This is a genomic window from Streptomyces sp. NPDC051677 (assembly GCF_044453465.1).
Taxonomy (GTDB): domain Bacteria; phylum Actinomycetota; class Actinomycetes; order Streptomycetales; family Streptomycetaceae; genus Streptomyces.
Genome location: NZ_JBITCT010000068.1, coordinates 23,680 through 40,413, shown reverse-complemented (window position 1 = coordinate 40,413; position 16,734 = coordinate 23,680). Strand labels below are relative to the sequence as shown.

General features: G+C 70.2%; 11 protein-coding genes, 1 tRNA gene and 2 CRISPR repeat arrays. All 12 genes read left to right on the top strand.

Annotated elements, in window-relative coordinates; all coding sequences use genetic code 11:
• Nucleotides 1-96: 96 nt before the first annotated feature.
• Nucleotides 97-648 (top strand): hypothetical protein, encoded by a 552-nt coding sequence (locus ACIBAF_RS44090; RefSeq protein ID WP_399471571.1) that lies wholly within the window; start codon nucleotides 97-99, stop codon nucleotides 646-648.
• A gap of 61 nt (nucleotides 649-709) precedes the next feature.
• Nucleotides 710-1,261 (top strand): hypothetical protein, encoded by a 552-nt coding sequence (locus tag ACIBAF_RS44085; protein WP_399471570.1) that lies wholly within the window; start codon nucleotides 710-712, stop codon nucleotides 1,259-1,261.
• A 62-nt stretch (nucleotides 1,262-1,323) separates the two neighbouring features.
• Nucleotides 1,324-1,770 carry a hypothetical protein gene (locus tag ACIBAF_RS44080; RefSeq protein ID WP_399471569.1) on the top strand — a complete coding sequence of 149 codons (447 nt, stop codon included), beginning with the start codon at nucleotides 1,324-1,326 and terminating at the stop codon, nucleotides 1,768-1,770.
• 265 nt (nucleotides 1,771-2,035) lie between these two features.
• A complete protein-coding gene (locus tag ACIBAF_RS44075) occupies nucleotides 2,036-2,224 on the top strand; it encodes a DUF4314 domain-containing protein (protein ID WP_399471567.1) in 189 nt (62 codons plus the stop codon).
• Between the two features lie 69 nt (nucleotides 2,225-2,293).
• Nucleotides 2,294-3,151: a hypothetical protein gene (locus ACIBAF_RS44070; RefSeq protein ID WP_399471565.1), complete on the top strand. Its 858-nt coding sequence runs from the start codon at nucleotides 2,294-2,296 to the stop codon at nucleotides 3,149-3,151.
• A gap of 298 nt (nucleotides 3,152-3,449) precedes the next feature.
• A CRISPR array of direct repeats spans nucleotides 3,450-4,150; the repeat unit is 29 nt; unit sequence CGGAACACCCCCGCGTCGGCGGGGACCAC.
• Between the two features lie 182 nt (nucleotides 4,151-4,332).
• Nucleotides 4,333-7,206 (top strand): CRISPR-associated helicase Cas3', encoded by a 2,874-nt coding sequence (cas3, locus tag ACIBAF_RS44065; protein WP_399471574.1) that lies wholly within the window; start codon nucleotides 4,333-4,335, stop codon nucleotides 7,204-7,206.
• A gap of 619 nt (nucleotides 7,207-7,825) precedes the next feature.
• Nucleotides 7,826-9,409 (top strand): type I-E CRISPR-associated protein Cse1/CasA, encoded by a 1,584-nt coding sequence (gene casA / locus ACIBAF_RS44060; RefSeq protein ID WP_399471563.1) that lies wholly within the window; start codon nucleotides 7,826-7,828, stop codon nucleotides 9,407-9,409.
• Between the two features lie 37 nt (nucleotides 9,410-9,446).
• Entirely contained in the window at nucleotides 9,447-10,103 is a 657-nt protein-coding gene (gene casB, locus ACIBAF_RS44055; RefSeq protein ID WP_399471561.1) for a type I-E CRISPR-associated protein Cse2/CasB, read from the top strand.
• Complete coding sequence (gene cas7e, locus ACIBAF_RS44050) at nucleotides 10,103-11,233, top strand: type I-E CRISPR-associated protein Cas7/Cse4/CasC (protein WP_399471559.1); 1,131 nt, start codon at nucleotides 10,103-10,105, stop codon at nucleotides 11,231-11,233. The genes casB and cas7e overlap by 1 nt, the downstream gene beginning before the upstream one ends.
• Nucleotides 11,230-12,000 (top strand): type I-E CRISPR-associated protein Cas5/CasD, encoded by a 771-nt coding sequence (gene cas5e / locus ACIBAF_RS44045; RefSeq protein WP_399471557.1) that lies wholly within the window; start codon nucleotides 11,230-11,232, stop codon nucleotides 11,998-12,000. Before cas7e ends, cas5e begins: the two co-directional genes overlap by 4 nt.
• Nucleotides 11,997-12,641 (top strand): type I-E CRISPR-associated protein Cas6/Cse3/CasE, encoded by a 645-nt coding sequence (cas6e, locus tag ACIBAF_RS44040; protein WP_399471555.1) that lies wholly within the window; start codon nucleotides 11,997-11,999, stop codon nucleotides 12,639-12,641. The genes cas5e and cas6e overlap by 4 nt, the downstream gene beginning before the upstream one ends.
• A gap of 433 nt (nucleotides 12,642-13,074) precedes the next feature.
• A CRISPR array of direct repeats spans nucleotides 13,075-15,921; the repeat unit is 29 nt; unit sequence GTGGTCCCCGCCGACGCGGGGGTGAACCG.
• A 401-nt stretch (nucleotides 15,922-16,322) separates the two neighbouring features.
• Nucleotides 16,323-16,388, top strand: a tRNA-Met gene (locus tag ACIBAF_RS44035).
• Nucleotides 16,389-16,734: the final 346 nt, after the last annotated feature.

The window sequence follows — 16,734 nt, the reverse complement described above, 5'->3', positions numbered from 1 at the left end:
GGGCCTACTCGGTGACTTGACGATCACTCACTCGGGAAGGTACGCCCCTCGCGCGTCCTCCAGAGGAGCTGATCCACAAGTCCTGAGCATTGCTCCTTGAGCCTCCGCCCCATCACGGTCGACGCCGCGCTCCTGGTTACTCTTAACCACTTCGCCAGTGAGTCCCACGACCCCGCCGTGGCCTACACCGGACTCACGCCTGATCAGTACGTCGCGCTCTCCCTGTCGACTCCCCGCTTCGAAGCCACCCTCGCGAGCGCCGCCCTCAGGGTCGAAGGCCGAGAGGCCGACGCCCGCCTGAACTGGGAGGCGTACGTGCAGCGGGAGCAGGAAGCAGCCAGGCTCGCCCACGAGGCCATACCGAAGACGGCGCTCCTCGCCGACGCCGATGCCATCCACCGCATCGGTCATCAGCTCGGCCTCTGCGGTGAATGCACGGACCAGCTCGTCTCCGGCGTTGTGCTCACCCTGTCGCTTGGATACCCCTACCGCCTCGCTGACCAACGGCACCTCAGCCTCACCGACCTGCTCGCCCAGGTCACCACCGAGGAGCTGACCGAGCTGCTGCGGCACGCCGCGCACTCGGCGAGGGGGCGCACAGAAGAGGCCGCCGCCACGCTCCGGCGCATGCAGCGCGCGGCGCGCTGACGTTCACCCCGTGGCGGCCCGCGGGCCGCCACGGGCCGTCTCGATCGATTTAGGAGACCGCATGAGCCAACTCGACCTGTTCGCCGAGGCCGGTGAGCCCGAGGCGCAGCCCGCCCCAGCCGCCCCCACGGCGCCGCCCCGCAGATTCCTCACCGACATGCCGCCGGCCCCTGCGCCCGTGACCATCCCCGCCGCCGCGCCTCGCCCTTCACTCGCGGTCGTCAAGCGCAAGTTGGGTCACTACCGCCCGTCACAGAGCAACCCGCACACGCACGCCTTCGAGATCGCGGAAGCCGTCAGCCACGCCTGGCATCACGCGCACGGCGGGAGCAGCATCGAAATCCCCGTCGGTACGGTCGCCACGCTCGCTCTGTGGCCCCTGCGCGGCCCGGACGCATACCTCGCCGCCGACTGGTGGCGCAGCCTCGACGACACTGAGCTGCTGGCCGCCTTCCGTGAGTGCTGGGCCCGCATGTGGATCATGCGGCCCGACCTCATCGACCGGGCCACGCCCCTGCACAAGTGGGTCGACGACGAGAAGCCCGATGTTCGGCAGCCGCCGCCGTACGAGCTGTCGTCGAGGCCGCGATCACCAACGGGCTCCTGCACCTGACCGCAAGCGATGATCCCGATCTCCGCTCCACCACCGACGTGATCGGAACCCTGCTTGCTGTCATGCGCTCCGAAGGCGCTCATGATGCACTCGCGGAGATACACACGCCGCCGGACGTCGCCTACCTGATGGCCAGGATGCTCCTCGACGACATGCCGCTTGAGCCCGGCATGAAGTTCGACGAGCCCGCGGGCGGGACTGGTGGCGTGTACCGCGCCGCCGTACAGGTCATGCGTGAACGCGGCATCGACCCGCACCAGTTCGGATGGTCGCTGACGGACATCGACCCCCTCGCGGCGGCGGGCGCCGCCGTCAACGCGATCCTCTGGGACCTCGGCCCGCACGTACTAATCGGGTGCGGCGACACACTGCACGAAGGCAACGTGCCCGCCAGGGCCGCCCGGGAGGCACTGGAGTCCCTGGAACGGCGCGATCGACTGCACTCGCAGGCCGTCTTCCTCGCGGCCATCCAGAAGGTCGAAGCCCTGGTACGCGATATAGCGGCCTGACCTGGGGAAACTGACTTAGTCGATCTTGAACCCTCCCCTTAATGCATATAGAATAGAACCAATAAGGGGAGGGGGTCATGGAAGAGCCACCGTTCACATTCCCGTACTGCCGGAGCCACGACGTCCGGTGCCAGAAACCGGGCTGCGGCGCCTGTGCATGCGACCACTGCTTCGACTGCGGAGCCTGCCCCACCGAGGGATGCGACCACGACGCCTAGCAGTCGGCCGACCACGATTTCCACAACACATCACGACTGGAGCGCAGATGACCTACAAGAAGGGCGACCGCATCGCCCTCGTACACACCACCGACTCACACACCGGACTCAAGCCCGGTGACGAAGGCACCGTCCACCGGTTCGACACCAACCTCTCCATCCTCTCCGTGAACTGGGACAGCGGCTCCACCCTCTCGATGCTTCTCGACGACGGCGACGAAGTACGCCCCGCATAGCCACACCGGGCCCGCCCCGGCAGGGGGCGGGCCCGTCGCTTCACCCGCAGACCTCTTGGAGAACCACACATGCTCATTACCGACGCCGCAGTCCGAGAAGCCGCAGCCAACCTCGCCCAAAGCCTCGGCGGCGACTGGGTGATCGACACCGCAGCGCCCGCCGACGGCGCAGCCCACCTCATCTACAGCGACGGACGAGGCATCAGCTTCCGCCCCATCTTCGGCGGAACCACCGTCCAGCTCTGGATCACCGGCAGCGCCGCACCTCCGCTTCCCGACGGCGCTGCCCTGGCCGACCATGCCCTCCGTGAAGCGCAACTCGCTGCACGCCTGGCCGAAGGGCACCGCTACAACAAGGCGACCACTCTCGTCACCGAAGCCGACGAAGATCCGGAACTCATCATCCTGCGCACCCTCGAAGACGACCTCCTCCCCGCCTTCGACTACAAACCCCGCTACGTCGGCCACCGGCCATGGATAGACCTGTTCGACAGCGCACTCTCGCAAGTGATGGATGAAGCCCCGCCGGCCACGGGCACCTCGCTGCGCGACTGCGGCCCGGAAGCCCACACGCCGCCGTCCGACGTCGGTGAAGACGCCGAGCCCGCGACCGACACTGCCTCTGGCTCCGTCGACGATGACCTGCTGATCGAGCACGATCCAACATCATCGGCCGACGGTGACCAGCAGCCTGAAGACCCCGCCGCCGGCGAGGTCCAGGAGGGAGATCCGGCACCCGCCGAAGAGTCCGCCTCCGCGCAGCCGCCACGCGCCCAGCCCGGGCCCGACTCCATCCCGGATCCGAAGCCCGCCGAGGAGAACAGCGGAGAAGTGGACGATCAGCCCGCAGAAGAGACGAGCCCCACCACGAAACGGCGCCCGCGCAGCCGCGCTTCCAAGCGTCGTCCGAAGGCCGGCTCCACCTGATCACGTACGACTCGACCAGGGAGCGCGGCTCACGCCGCGCTCCCTCCGGAGCGCCATGAGCAACGACACGGAGCCATCACCCGCCAACGCCACTACACCGTCTTCCGAAAGCGGAGAGGGAAGTCCTCCGCCCGACCTGGTTCAGAGCCCAGACCCGCTACATGGCAACGCCAGTCGCCACGCTTGCATCCCTGCTGGGCGTGTCCCGCGCCGCAGGCGAGCGCGCCGGGGACCCTGCACAGGAACATCTCCACGTCAGTCGGGACCACGGAGGCTCCTCCGGATGACGGCCCGACACGGACGGACCCCCGCGTCGGCGGGGGCCACCGCCCATTCGGGTCACGGTCTGGCGACAGCGTCGGAACACCCCCGCGTCGGCGGGGACCACTCGACAATCACCAGGCCGACCGGGCCGCACGTCGGAACACCCCCGCGTCGGCGGGGACCACTCGACAATCACCAGGCCGACCGGGCCGCACGTCGGAACACCCCCGCGTCGGCGGGGACCACAGTCGCCGTGTGAGTGAACCGCGAACCCACGACGGAACACCCCCGCGTCGGCGGGGACCACGCCTCGGCCGGGTTGTGCGCTCCGCAATGGTGCGGAACACCCCCGCGTCGGCGGGGACCACCACGTCCGCCTACTGGTAGTCGTCGCCGAGGACGGAACACCCCCGCGTCGGCGGGGACCACTCGGGGCCGAGGCAGAGCCAGGGGTAGGGGATCGGAACACCCCCGCGTCGGCGGGGACCACATCTACGACTCCTCCAACAACCTGGTGGGCGCCGGAACACCCCCGCGTCGGCGGGGACCACTGGATCGGATCGGTGGGGACGGCGAAGGGGAGCGGAACACCCCCGCGTCGGCGGGGACCACAACACGGACACATCCGTCGTGGCCTGGGAAATCGGAACACCCCCGCGTCGGCGGGGACCACCTACTGCTGGTAGGCGGGGATCAGCTGGCGGACCGGAACACCCCCGCGTCGGCGGGGACCACACTTCCTGACCTGGCCTTCAACGGTCGCTTTGCCGTTGCTTTGCGGAAGTTTCCTGCACTAGGACGTCCTTCCTCGGCCTCGAAGTGGGGCTGAAGCGATCTCTGCCCGGAGGATGTCAGTGGCCTGTGGTTGGGTTCAACGGGTCGTGGGTGCGGTTGATTCAGGGGAGGAGCCTACCGTCATGGCAGCGCCGTTTGAGGGAGTGGATGAGTCGGCGTGGGGGAAGTCGAGGGGGCTTGATCCGTTGCTTCCGCCGTATCCGCTGGTGCGGCATCTTCTGGATGCGGCTGCGATGACGTTGTACTTGTGGGATCGGTACCTTTCCGAGTCGCAGAGGCGCTGCATTGCCAAGGGGCTGGGCTTCGCGAGGGATCTCGGGCGGGCTCGCGCGGTGACGGCGCTGTGTGCTGGTCTGCATGATCTGGGGAAGCTGTCGGGCTTTCAGATGTGCGATGTTCGTGCCCGTGAGGGTTTGAGTCAGGCTCTGCGGCGGGACCTTGGACGTATCGGGGTGGAGCGGATGCCGCACGAGGTGGCGGGGATGCACGCCGCTGCGTCGGTTCTGGCCGTTCTGGGGTTCCAGGAGGACGGTGGGTCTGTCAACGGGGCGATGCGCCGGGTGGCGGAGATCATCGGTGGACACCATGGGCGGTTCCGTGAGGCGGTGGACTTCCACCCGGCCAACATGGACTTGCTGGGTGGGCCGACGTGGGAGAGGCAGCGGGAGTCCCACGCCCGTGTCGTGTTCGGCGCGCTGGGCGCGCCGGCGCCGCCGGAGTCGGTGGAGGCAGCGGCGGCGGTGCTGGTGACCGGTGTGGTGATTCTGGCGGACTGGCTGGTGAGCCAGGAGGGGTATCTGCGCCGTCGGCAGCGTCGACTGGACGTCTCGTTGGCCGTGCATTTCGAGGAGTCGTGCACGGTTGCCGAGGAACTGGTGCGCGAGGCGGGCCTACTGCCGGTGGAATTGGTGCGCAAGGGCTTCGCCGAGGCGTATGGGATCGACGGGGAACCGAATCCGTTGCAGCGGTCGGTGGCCGAGGAACTCCCCGTCGCTGTCGCGGGGATGGGGCCAGCGGACTCGGGTGGGCGCAGCGGCGGGATTCTGCTGGTGACGGCGGCTCCGGGGGACGGCAAGAGCGAGACCGCGCTGGAGGGCGAGCGGGTGCTGTCGGAGCGGTTCGGCACGCGCGGGTTCGCCTTTCTGCTGCCGACGATGGCGACCAGCGACCAGATGTACGCGCGGGTGGCCGGGGTGGTGGCCCGGCAGGCGGGCGACGGGGCCGGGCTGACGCTCACGCACAGCATGGCCTGGCTGAACAGCGCCTACGCCGAGGACGCGGTCAGCGTGGACGAGTTGCGGGTGGCGACGTGCGAGGGGGAGGAGGACGGTGCGGGCGGGGCGGAGCGCAGGGAGGCGGATATGCGGCCGGTGCGTTGGCTGCGGGGTGCGAAACGGCCGCTGCTCGCCCAGTTCGCGGTCGGGACGGTGGATCAGGCGCTGATGGCGGTTCTGCCGGTGCGGCACAACGCGCTGCGGCTGCTGGCGTTGTCCGGGAAGACGTTCATCCTGGACGAGGCGCATGCCTACGACCCGTACATGCAGGTGCTGCTGGGCCGGCTTCTGAACTGGCTGGGCCGGTACGGGGTTCCCGTGGTGCTGCTGTCGGCGACCTTGCCGGCCTCGGTGAGCGACCGGCTGATCAAGGAGTATCTCAGGGGCGCGGGGCACACCAGGTCGCAGCTCAAGGGGCGGACCTTTGCCGCGCCGTATCCGGGCTGGCTGTACGTGGGCGCGGCAGACGCGACGACCGCGGAGATCTCCCCAGCGCGGCAGGAGGAGCAGGCCGGGGCTCGGAGCATGAAACTCGCGGTGCAGGTGGAGACGGTGGTGCACGGCGCGGGCGGCGGCGAGCGCGATCGGCTCGCGGTGATCGAGCGGCTGCTTCAGCCGGTGTTCGCGGACGAGGGCGGCTGCGCCCTGGTGGTGTGCAACACCGTCGCCGAGGCCCAGGGAACGTACACGCACCTGCGCGGGCTGCTGCGAGAGCGCCGGGAGGCGGGCGGCGGCGATGAGGTGCAGCTGCTGCACGCGCGGTTCCCCGCCGAGGATCGCGAGCGACGCAGCACGATCGTCGCGGACGGGCTGGGGCGCTCGGGGCCGCGCCCGCAGCGGCGAATCGTCGTGGCCACCCAGGTCGTCGAGCAGTCACTCGATCTGGACGCGGACGTCGTCATCAGCGATCTGGCCCCGCTGGCGCTGCTCCTGCAGCGGGCGGGCCGGTGCTTCAGGCACGAGACGTGGTGGGCGCAGCACGGTCGGCCGCAGGGCCGACCGCGGCCGGCGTGGGCGACGGGCGCCCGGCTGGTGGTGCTGGATCCGTTGGCTGGCGACCGGGCGGTTCCGGCGCAGTGGGGGGAGGTCTACGCGCCGTTTCTGCTGTCCGCCACCTCCGACGTCTTGGCCCGACAGGGCGGGCAGCCCCTTGAAATCCCGGAGGGGGTGCAGGCTCTGGTCGAGGAGGTGCACGGCGACCGGGCGGATCGCTTCGTATGGGACGACCCGGCCAAGTCCGCCGCCTACACCGCCTACCGAGGCAAGGAGCTTGCCGAACGCAGCGTCGGGGAGGTGCTCGTCATCCCCCGGGCAGGCAGCGTGTCCGGTCTCCACGACCTGCATCACCTGACGGGCGCGGAGGATGAGTGGGAGGCGGCGACACGGCTCGGCGCCGACGCCGTACGCCTGTTGTGCGTCTACGTCCACGCCGACGGCGCCGTCACCCTGGACGAGGACGGCTCCCGCCCCCTGCCGGGAGCCGACGGCGGCACTCTCGCGCCTGCCGACGTGCGCGCCGTCATGGCACGCACCATCCCCGTCAACGCCGACTGGTTCAAAGGGGAGCGGGACCACCACGGGGTTCCGGACCAGTGGAGTGAGCACCCTCTGCTCGGCGATCTGGTGATGCTGCGCCAGCCGATGGCCGACGGACGGGCGCGGCCTGTGACCGTGGGGGGCAAGAGCCTCTACCTGGATCCAGAGTTGGGTCTGGTTCGATGAGCCAAAGAGTCCGACTCATCGAACTGGTCACCCCCGCGTCGGCGGGGACACCGTCGAACAGGCAAGTCTGGCGGACGCCTCTATCGAAACACCCCCGCGTCGGCGAGGAGAGACCGCAGCAGCCGACTTGTGCTAGGCGGCTGCGGATCCCCGCCGTAGTCGACTGTAAGCCTCGGCGAGCGTTGCCAGGATCACGCCACATGCTGTGGCAATGGCGGGGCTCGGCCGAAGAACCAGGATCACAACGATCAGCAGGACGAGCAGCGGGAGTGTCCAGTTGCGGGGGCCAGGCGATAACGGGGGTTGCGACTTGGTCCGTGACAAGGCTGTCTCCTGGGTGTGGTGACGAGGACCGTGCGACGCCTTCGACGATGCCTGGAAGGGACACGTGATCGCAAGGGGGCCTACAAGCCTGGCCGACTGCTTCTATCTTCCAACTAGGTGACCCTTCTATGTCGCTGTGACGGTTGGGCAGAGAGGTATTCCGGATGATCAGTGTGTAGGCGCCGCTGTCAGTGCCGACTGCTTCACTGTGGCCATGGCCTCGGGTCCCACGTTTGGGGCGTTGAGCTACGCAGGTATCTGAGGTGGGCGAGCACGATGAAGGGGGACGGTGAGAATGGCAGGAAGCTTCGATTTACGGAATGAACCGTGGATTCCGGTTCGCTCGGCCGATGGCGCGTCCGTGCGGGTGGGGCTGCGGGAGTTGTTCCTGCGTGCCCACGAGATCACCGACGTGGAGTTGCCGGTGCCGCCAGCGGCGTCTGGGCTGGTGCGCCTGCTCGCGGCGATGGCCGCGCGCATCGCCCGCGACGCAGAGGGTGTGCGCCTGGACGACGAGGACGCGGCGGAGGAGGTCGTCGAGTGGATCGACCTGCGCAACCGGGTTCTGGCGGCGGGACGCTTCGATCCCGTGGCCGTGGATGACTATCTGCACACGAGGGTGCCGGCCGGGTCCTTCGACTTGTTCGATCCGGTGCGGCCGTTCCTGCAGGATCCGCGGCTGATCGCGGAGTGCGTGGACGCGCAGGGCGGGCCGAACGCGTCGGGGGTGAACAAGCTGGTCTTCGGGCGGCCTACCGGCGTCAACGGGGCTGTGTTGTTCGGGCACTTCACGGACAGTGACCCGGTAAGCGTGCCGGCGGCGGAGGCGGCCTGGCACCTCATCGCGCAGCTCTACTACGGGCCGGCCGGGCAGTGCACCCCGCGCCGTATCACCGAGGTACGCACCGGCAGTACGGACGCGGGACCGCTGCGCAAGTCGGTCTCGTATCACGCCTGGGCCCCGGATCTGTTCACCAGCCTGGTCCTGGCCGTCCCCGTGCCGGACGGCGGCCTCGACACAGAGGCGGCGGACGAGTGTCCGTGGGAGGCGAAAGACCTTCCCGACCCCCTCGCCCCTTCAACGGAACTAACCTGGCCAGGACGGCTGTTGACCGGCCGATTCCGCCAGGCGGTCCTGCTGGTGCCCTCGGAGGACCGCACCGCGGTCACCGACGCCTACCTCACGTGGTCCACCCACGAGCCTCGGCACAGCGCGCGTGACCCGTACGTCATCCTCGACCGGGACAGGGAGGGGCAGCTACGTCTACGGGAAGCGGACGGCGGGCGGGCGGTGTGGCGGGACGTGGACGCGCTGCTGCTGAAGGACGCCGGCCGTCCCACGCTGAGGCCGCACAGCCTCAACAGCCTTCCGCCGCAGCTGCGTTCTCGTCTGTCTGTCCGGGCGTACGGCTTCCACCAGGACGGCAAGCAGACCGACACGACCTGGTTCGAGGCCACCACTCCGCCCGTCCTGCAGTGGCAGGAGGAGGCCGATCCGCGCATGGCCCGCCATCTGGCCCGCTGCCATCAGGCGGCCGAAGAGGTTGGCGCACGCCTCGACTACGCCGCGCGTCTGGCCTGGAGACTCGCCACCGACATCGGTGCCGCTGCCGCGCCCAAGGTCAGACTCGACCAGCGAAGGCCCGGCCCCTGGGCCGAGGCCGCGCTGCGCCGCTACTGGCCCGCGGCCGAGCGGGAGTTCTGGCAGATGGCCGCTCCGCAACGCTGCGACAGCCCTCCGCTGCCGCCGCTCGTCCAGACGGCGCTCGCGGCGCTCGACGACGCCATCGGCCCCGCGAACCGGGCCGACATCCGCGTGGCCCGCGCCCGCAACCGTGCCCGAGCGGCCGTACGCGCCCTGCTGCGCGCCGCTGCCTGACCACAGCCGCTCCGTCTCCGCTTCGAGGAGTTCCCATATGAGCACTGCACCCCTCTCAGCGGCCTCCGCGCCGCTGGCCAAGAAGCCACGGTGGTCCGACGGTTTCGTCGCCTACGTCCTGTCGCTGTGCGAGAACAAACGGGCCCAGGCGGACCTGCGCACCGGCCTGGGGCGGCCGGTGGACCGCTGCAACTACCTCCACCGTCACCTCGTGCGCCGCCTGCCCGAGCGGATGCACGGCGACTCCCGGCGCGCCCACTACGCGGTGGCCGCCCTGATCGCGGCCCGGCCTCGGACGGCGCGCCTTGCGGAGGCGGAACGGGCCGAGGGCGTTGAGACCGCACCGTCGTGGTTCGCGCGGGCGAACCTCGGCACCAGCCTTGCCGCCGCGGTCAACGCCCAGGTCATCAAACCCGATTCCGCCGAGGGCGACCTGCACCTGTTCGCCCGGCAAAGCAGCGACGCCCTGCACCTGCGCCTGCCCGCGCTGACCCGGCACCTGCTGGGCGGCGGCATCGCCGTCGACTGGGCGGTCCTGCTCGAGGACCTCGCCCGATGGGACCGCGACCGTGACCGGATCGCCACCCGCTGGCTGGAGAGCTACTTCCGCACCCTCGGCCCCGAGGACGTCGACGCCGTCGGCGAGGACGACACCACTACAGCGACCTTTGACCTGAACGAGGAGAACATCTGATGTCCCTGTTCCTGGACCTGAGCGCCGTCCAGTCGGTACCGGCAGCCAACCTCAACCGCGACGACCTCGGCTCGCCCAAGACCGTCCGCTACGGCAACGCCTCCCGTGTCCGCGTCTCCAGCCAGTCCTGGAAACGCGTCATCCGCCACGGCGTCGAGGGGGACCTGGGGGAGAAGGCCGCCCGCACCCGGCAGGTTCCCATCAAGGTGCGTCAGGCGCTGCAGGCACAGGGGTGGCCGGACGAGCTGGCAGAGTTCGCCGGTGCGCAGGTCGCCGTCAGCGCCGGGAAGAAGGGGATCGGAACGGAGAAGGGGGGGCACACCTCGGTCCTGTTGTTCCTGCCGGAGAGCGGACTGGAGGAACTCGTCGAGGTCTGCGTCGAGCACCGGGACGCCCTGGAGCAGAACCTGGGCAAGAAGAAGCCGCCGGCGCTGCTGCCGGCCGACCGCGTCGAGGAGATCCTCAAGCGGCGCACCGCCTCCATCAGCCTCCTCGGGCGGATGCTCGCCGAACTGCCCGGCGCCAACGTCGACGGCGCAGCCCAAGTAGCCCACGCGTTCACCACGCACGCCGCCGAGCCGCAGCGAGACTACTTCACCGCCGTGGACGACTGGCTCGGCGCAGCCGACACCGGCAGCGGCCACCTCGACACCAGCGAGTTCAGCGCCGGCGTCTTCTACCGCTACGCCACCGTCAACGTCGGCGACCTGCTCGACAACCTCGGCGGCGACCACAAGGTCGCCCGCACGGTCCTCGGCTCCTTCGCCGAGCACTTCCTGCTCTCCTTGCCGCAAGCGAAGAAGAACAGCACCGCCCCCCACACCGTGCCCGATCTCGCCTACCTCGCCGTGCGCACGCAGCGTCCCCTGTCCCTGGCCGCCGCCTTTGAGACCCCGGTCAAGGACAACGACGGTCAAGGCGGCTTCGCGCGCGCCTCCCGCACGGCGCTGGCCGCCTACGCCGGTAGCCTCAACCGTCTGACCGGCAATCGGCACCGGCCTTTCCACGGCCACGCCGCCGTCGACGACCCCACCGCGGACCTGTCCGCGCTCGGGGAGGCGCACGAGTCGTTCTACGGTCTGATCGACGCAGCCCTCGACGCGGCCCTGCCCGCCGGGGGACAGGCGTGAGCGGGCTGGTCCTGCGGCTGGCCGGACCCCTGCAGTCCTGGGGCGAACGCTCGGCGTTCCTCCTGGACCGGGACACCGCCCCCTTCCCCACGCGCTCCGCCATGATCGGCATGTTCGCCGCTGCCGAAGGCGTCCACCGCCACGACACTGCGGCTCTGGAACGCTACGAAGACCTGGAGTTCACCGTCCGCGTCGACCGGCCCGGTACCCGGCTCGTCGACTACCACACCGCCGGCGGAGGCAGGCCCAAGGACGAGACCGCGGCTACCAGCGGCGGCAGCAACAAAGGTGCCGCCGTCATCACCCACCGCCACTACCTGGCCGACGCCGTCTTCGTCGTTGCCGTCACCGGCCCCGACACCACCACCGACCGCATCGCCCGCGCCCTGCACGAGCCGTACTGGGCACCCTACTTGGGCCGCCGTTCCTGCGTCCCCGACGAACCGTTCCTCCTGCGCACCCGGGCAGCAGACCCAACCACGGAACTGCTCCACCACGTCCCGCTCAGCCCGGACCCGGCACGGCCGACGCCCCACGACGGCACAGTCCCGGTCGCCTTCCTCCGGGAAGGGCCGCCCCTGTCGGCACAGGACGAGGCCGATGTCGTCACCGTCCAGGACGTGCCCCGCAGCTTCGACCCCCGCGGCCGCCGCCACGACCGGCGCCGCCTGCACCGCACCGTCGAACACCTCCCCGCGCGCCTCGCCACCAGCCCCCACACCCTCCACCACCGCCTCATCGACTACGCCACGAAGGAGGCCGCATGAACGCAAGCGCGGCCCTCGCCCGCATCCGCCTCAACCCCCAGCACCGAGCGGTCCAACGCGACCTGCGCGACGCCGCCGACATGCACCGCACCCTGATGCGGCTCGTCCCCGACGACCTCGGCACATCACCCCGCCAGAGCGCCGCCCTGCTCTACCGCCTCGACGAGACCGACACCACCAGCACCCTCCTCGTCCAGGCCGCCACCCTCGACCTCACCCGCCTGCCCGACGGCTACGGCCACAGCGACCTCAAGGACCTCACCCCCCTGTTCCAGGCCCTCAAAAAGAACCTCGCCGTCCGCTACCGCATCACCGTCAACCCGATCAAAACCCAACGCCTGCCTCTCGACCGCAAAGGCCAACGCGGCCAGCGCATCCCCCTCACCGGCGCGGACGCCGACCAGTGGTGGATCCGCCGCGCAGCCGAAGCCGGACTCGCCCTGCAAACCCTGCTCCCCACTCCCCTCACCCCCACACGCCACCAGACCCAAGGCCACCAGCCCACGCACCACCACCTGGTGCGCTATGACGGCACCGCCGCTGTCACCGACCCCGACGCCCTCACCCACGCCATCCTCTCTGGCATCGGACGCGCCAAGTCCTACGGAGCCGGCCTCCTCAGCCTCGCCCCCGCCGCATGAACGCGACCGACACCGGCGGCCAGGCCCGAAGACGCCTGGCCGTCCCCACCCTCGCCATGCTCCCGCGCATCGCCGACTCCCTGTCCTTCCTGTACCTCGACATGGTCCGCATCGTCCAGGACGACACCGGCGTCTGCGCCCAGATCAAAACCGACGCCCACCGCACCGACACCGTCTACATCCCCACCGCCGCCCTCACCTGCCTCCTCCTCGGCCCCGGCGTCTCCATCACCACCCGTGCCCTGGCCACCCTCGCTCGCCACGGCACCAGCGTCGTGTGCACCGGAGCCGGAGCCGTACGCGCCTACGCCGGCATCCTGCCCGACTCCCTCACCACCCACTGGCTCGAACAGCAGGTCAACGCCTGGTCCGATCCCCAACGACGACTCGACGTCGCCACCCGCATGTACGAGAAACGTTTCGGAGAAGACACCTGGTCCCCGCCGACGCGGGGGTGAACCGAAGCCACGCACCGCCACGCACCGGCCGGCCACGTGGTCCCCGCCGACGCGGGGGTGAACCGACCTACCAGCAAACATGTACATGCGCCTGAGTGTGGTCCCCGCCGACGCGGGGGTGAACCGAACGAGGGTGCCGACCTCACGACGGAGATCGAGTGGTCCCCGCCGACGCGGGGGTGAACCGAACGAGGGTGCCGACCTCACGACGGAGATCGAGTGGTCCCCGCCGACGCGGGGGTGAACCGGTGGCGAGGAGGCGGCAGGTGCGGGCGATGGCGTGGTCCCCGCCGACGCGGGGGTGAACCGTCGCTGGTCGAGTCGGGCGAGATCGTCCGTGCGTGGTCCCCGCCGACGCGGGGGTGAACCGTAGGCGAGGTCGCCGACGTTCGCGGCGTTGTTGTGGTCCCCGCCGACGCGGGGGTGAACCGGCGCGCACGCTCACCACGGGTTCCGGCGAGACGTGGTCCCCGCCGACGCGGGGGTGAACCGGCGCGGCGCTGATCGCCGATCCACGCGTCATCGTGGTCCCCGCCGACGCGGGGGTGAACCGCAGAAGAAGCAGCAGCAGGGCACCGACTACCGGTGGTCCCCGCCGACGCGGGGGTGAACCGACGAACCTCGACGCCGTCATCGACGCGCCGACGTGGTCCCCGCCGACGCGGGGGTGAACCGCAGCATGGTGCGGACCTCCGTCCGCTGCCAGTGTGGTCCCCGCCGACGCGGGGGTGAACCGCCCGACCGGGTGGCCAGCCTCGACCCAGAGCTGTGGTCCCCGCCGACGCGGGGGTGAACCGGTTCTCGACCGTCAGCGGAACTTCGGCGAGTCGTGGTCCCCGCCGACGCGGGGGTGAACCGCCGCCCAGCTCCTCGGCCACTGCGCCGCCTTCGTGGTCCCCGCCGACGCGGGGGTGAACCGTCCCCCAGGACCGGGGTCAGATCGGTGATGATGTGGTCCCCGCCGACGCGGGGGTGAACCGTGCCCGGATGGCGCGGGACGTGGCTCCCTTGGGTGGTCCCCGCCGACGCGGGGGTGAACCGGGAATCCAGTGCAGAAGACGGATAAGGCCGCCGTGGTCCCCGCCGACGCGGGGGTGAACCGCCACTGGCGGGCGGTGTCGCCGACGGCGAGGTGTGGTCCCCGCCGACGCGGGGGTGAACCGGAGCCGCGCGTGGCAGTCACCACCGAGCAGGCGTGGTCCCCGCCGATGCGGGGGTGAACCGGACCGAAAAACGCCCCGCCGGTTGGACCGGCGGTGGTCCCCGCCGACGCGGGGGTGAACCGGTCGTGGAGCGTGGCGACGAGCAGCCGCAGACGTGGTCCCCGCCGACGCGGGGGTGAACCGTCGAATCCTGCGGTGGGCTACCGGCTGCAGGTGTGGTCCCCGTTGACGCGGGGGTGAACCTGTGGTCTGGCCGGGGGTGGCGAGGTCGCGGGTGTGGTCCCCGCCGACGCGGGGGTGAACCGACCATCGACGGACGGCAGTACGCCACCCGGGCGTGGTCCCCGCCGACGCGGGGGTGAACCGGACGCCGAGGCCGACCAGGCGCACACCACCCAGTGGTCCCCGCCGACGCGGGGGTGAACCGGCCGTATCTGCGGCGATCCGCGCACCGCCCCGGTGGTCCCCGCCGACGCGGGGGTGAACCGACGTGCACTCCGCTCAGGCCGGGCTGGTCGGTGTGGTCCCCGCCGACGCGGGGGTGAACCGTCAGTCGGTACGGCAGTGCCTTCGAGCGACTAGTGGTCCCCGCCGACGCGGGGGTGAACCGAACACCGTCCAGGACGTCGCCGACGCCAACCGGTGGTCCCCGCCGACGCGGGGGTGAACCGCCAAGGCGGACATCAAGAAGCGCGGCCCGAACGTGGTCCCCGCCGACGCGGGGGTGAACCGAATTGACGGTGCGACTGGTGGCTTGCGTCACTGTGGTCCCCGCCGACGCGGGGGTGAACCGTTCGAACCAGCCCCGACCGCCGGGTTCGTGGCGTGGTCCCCGCCGACGCGGGGGTGAACCGTCCACGGCGCGGCCTGCAAGGTCATGTCGTACGTGGTTCCCGCCGACGCGGGGGTGAACCGACAACGGACAACGCCCACCGGCCGTACCTCTGGTGGTCCCCGCCGACGCGGGGGTGCACCGCTTCTGTCCGGCCTGCACACGGGCTGCCCGAAGTGGTCCCCGCGGACGCGGGGGTGAACCGGTCGACGAGATCCGCGCGATGCTCGGGGCCCGGTGGTCCCCGCCGACGCGGGGGTGAACCAGCCGTCCGCGCCTGGACCGCACAGCAGTTGGCCGCCGCGGAGGAGTGGTCCCCGCCGACGCGGGGGTGAACCGCTGTCGCGGGAGCACGACGGGTGGGAGCCCGAGTGGTCCCCGCCGATGCGGGGGTGACCCGACGACGGTCTTGCCTGCGCCGGTGGGCAGGACGTGGTCCCCGCCGACGCGGGGGTGAACCGCAGCCGGCCGCGTACATCTCCACCGTCCTCGCGTGCTCCCCGCCGACGCGGGGGTGAACCGCTTCTGTCCGGCCTGCACACGGGCTGCCCGAAGTGGTCCCCGCGGACGCGGGGGTGAACCGGTCGACGAGATCCGCGCGATGCTCGGGGCCCGGTGGTCCCCGCCGACGCGGGGGTGAACCGCTCCGCATCTGGTTCGGGTGGCTGGCGGGGAAGTGGTCCCCGCCGACGTGGGGGTGAACCGGCATTCGACTACCTGTTCGAAAAGCGGCAGCAGTGGTCCCCGCCGACGCGGGGGCGAACCGCCCTCCACGCCAACGTCGAAACCCGATGGGGCGTGGTCCCCGCCGACGCGGGAGTGCACCGATGGGCCGGGTGTATCGCGGTCTCTGGACTGCCCTCGCTGCTGCACGAATTCGTGGACGGCTCCCGATGCCTGCGGGCTGGTTGGTTGAGCAGAGGACCTCCATGGCTTCGGCTGTTCAGGAACCGCTGTGTAACGGTCCCCGCCAATGCACCCGTGACCTCAAGCTATTCGACGGTGATGCCACCTGGGCGTTGGAAGAGGAATCCGCTGCGGGCGGGCTCGAAGCGCCGTCTTGAGCTGGCGGGATCAAGTCCGCAGCTCCTTTGCCTCGCCTATCCCGGGCTCGTTCGGGACGCGTTCGGGACGCAAGGATAGGAACAGACCGACAACGACGGCGGGGCGTCGACATGGCTCACCTGGGCTGACCAGGGAAAACGTCAAAGATGAGCGTTGATCGACAAGGGCCGCCAAGGTCCCCAATGGACTCATAATCCGTCGGCCGTGGGTTCGAGTCCCACCCGCCCCACTTGTGCAGGGCTTTGACCTGCGGAAACGTTCATTTTGTCCTGTCGGATCGTCAACTTTACCTGAACGGACTGAATCCGCTGCGCGCGAGTTCGGCCTCGTTCCCGGTGTCGATAGCGCGAATGCCCCCTGACCTGCACGGATGTTCCAGTTCGTAGCGGTTGAACCTTGCCGTATATGGCTCCTGAGGCTGGTGGGGCACTTAATTTGGGACGCTGGTTGGACGCGAGGAAACCGGAAGGGGTCGCTCCGGCACTGGCCCATCCATTCTGCTCAGGGGCGTAGCAGGGGGAGGCGCGGTGTAGTGGGGGCAAGGCTCGCCTGGATCGTGCCCTTGCTGACGCGGC

Excerpts from the sequence above, each read along its gene's own strand:
- cas3 (WP_399471574.1), top strand. The coding sequence starts at position 4,333 with ATGGCAGCGCCGTTTGAGGGAGTGGATGAGTCGGCGTGGGGGAAGTCG.
- ACIBAF_RS44070 (WP_399471565.1), top strand. The coding sequence starts at position 2,294 with ATGCTCATTACCGACGCCGCAGTCCGAGAAGCCGCAGCCAACCTCGCC.
- ACIBAF_RS44080 (WP_399471569.1), top strand. The coding sequence starts at position 1,324 with ATGCGCTCCGAAGGCGCTCATGATGCACTCGCGGAGATACACACGCCG.
- ACIBAF_RS44085 (WP_399471570.1), top strand. The coding sequence starts at position 710 with ATGAGCCAACTCGACCTGTTCGCCGAGGCCGGTGAGCCCGAGGCGCAG.
- ACIBAF_RS44075 (WP_399471567.1), top strand. The coding sequence starts at position 2,036 with ATGACCTACAAGAAGGGCGACCGCATCGCCCTCGTACACACCACCGAC.
- cas6e (WP_399471555.1), top strand. The coding sequence starts at position 11,997 with ATGAACGCAAGCGCGGCCCTCGCCCGCATCCGCCTCAACCCCCAGCAC.
- casB (WP_399471561.1), top strand. The coding sequence starts at position 9,447 with ATGAGCACTGCACCCCTCTCAGCGGCCTCCGCGCCGCTGGCCAAGAAG.
- cas7e (WP_399471559.1), top strand. The coding sequence starts at position 10,103 with ATGTCCCTGTTCCTGGACCTGAGCGCCGTCCAGTCGGTACCGGCAGCC.
- casA (WP_399471563.1), top strand. The coding sequence starts at position 7,826 with ATGGCAGGAAGCTTCGATTTACGGAATGAACCGTGGATTCCGGTTCGC.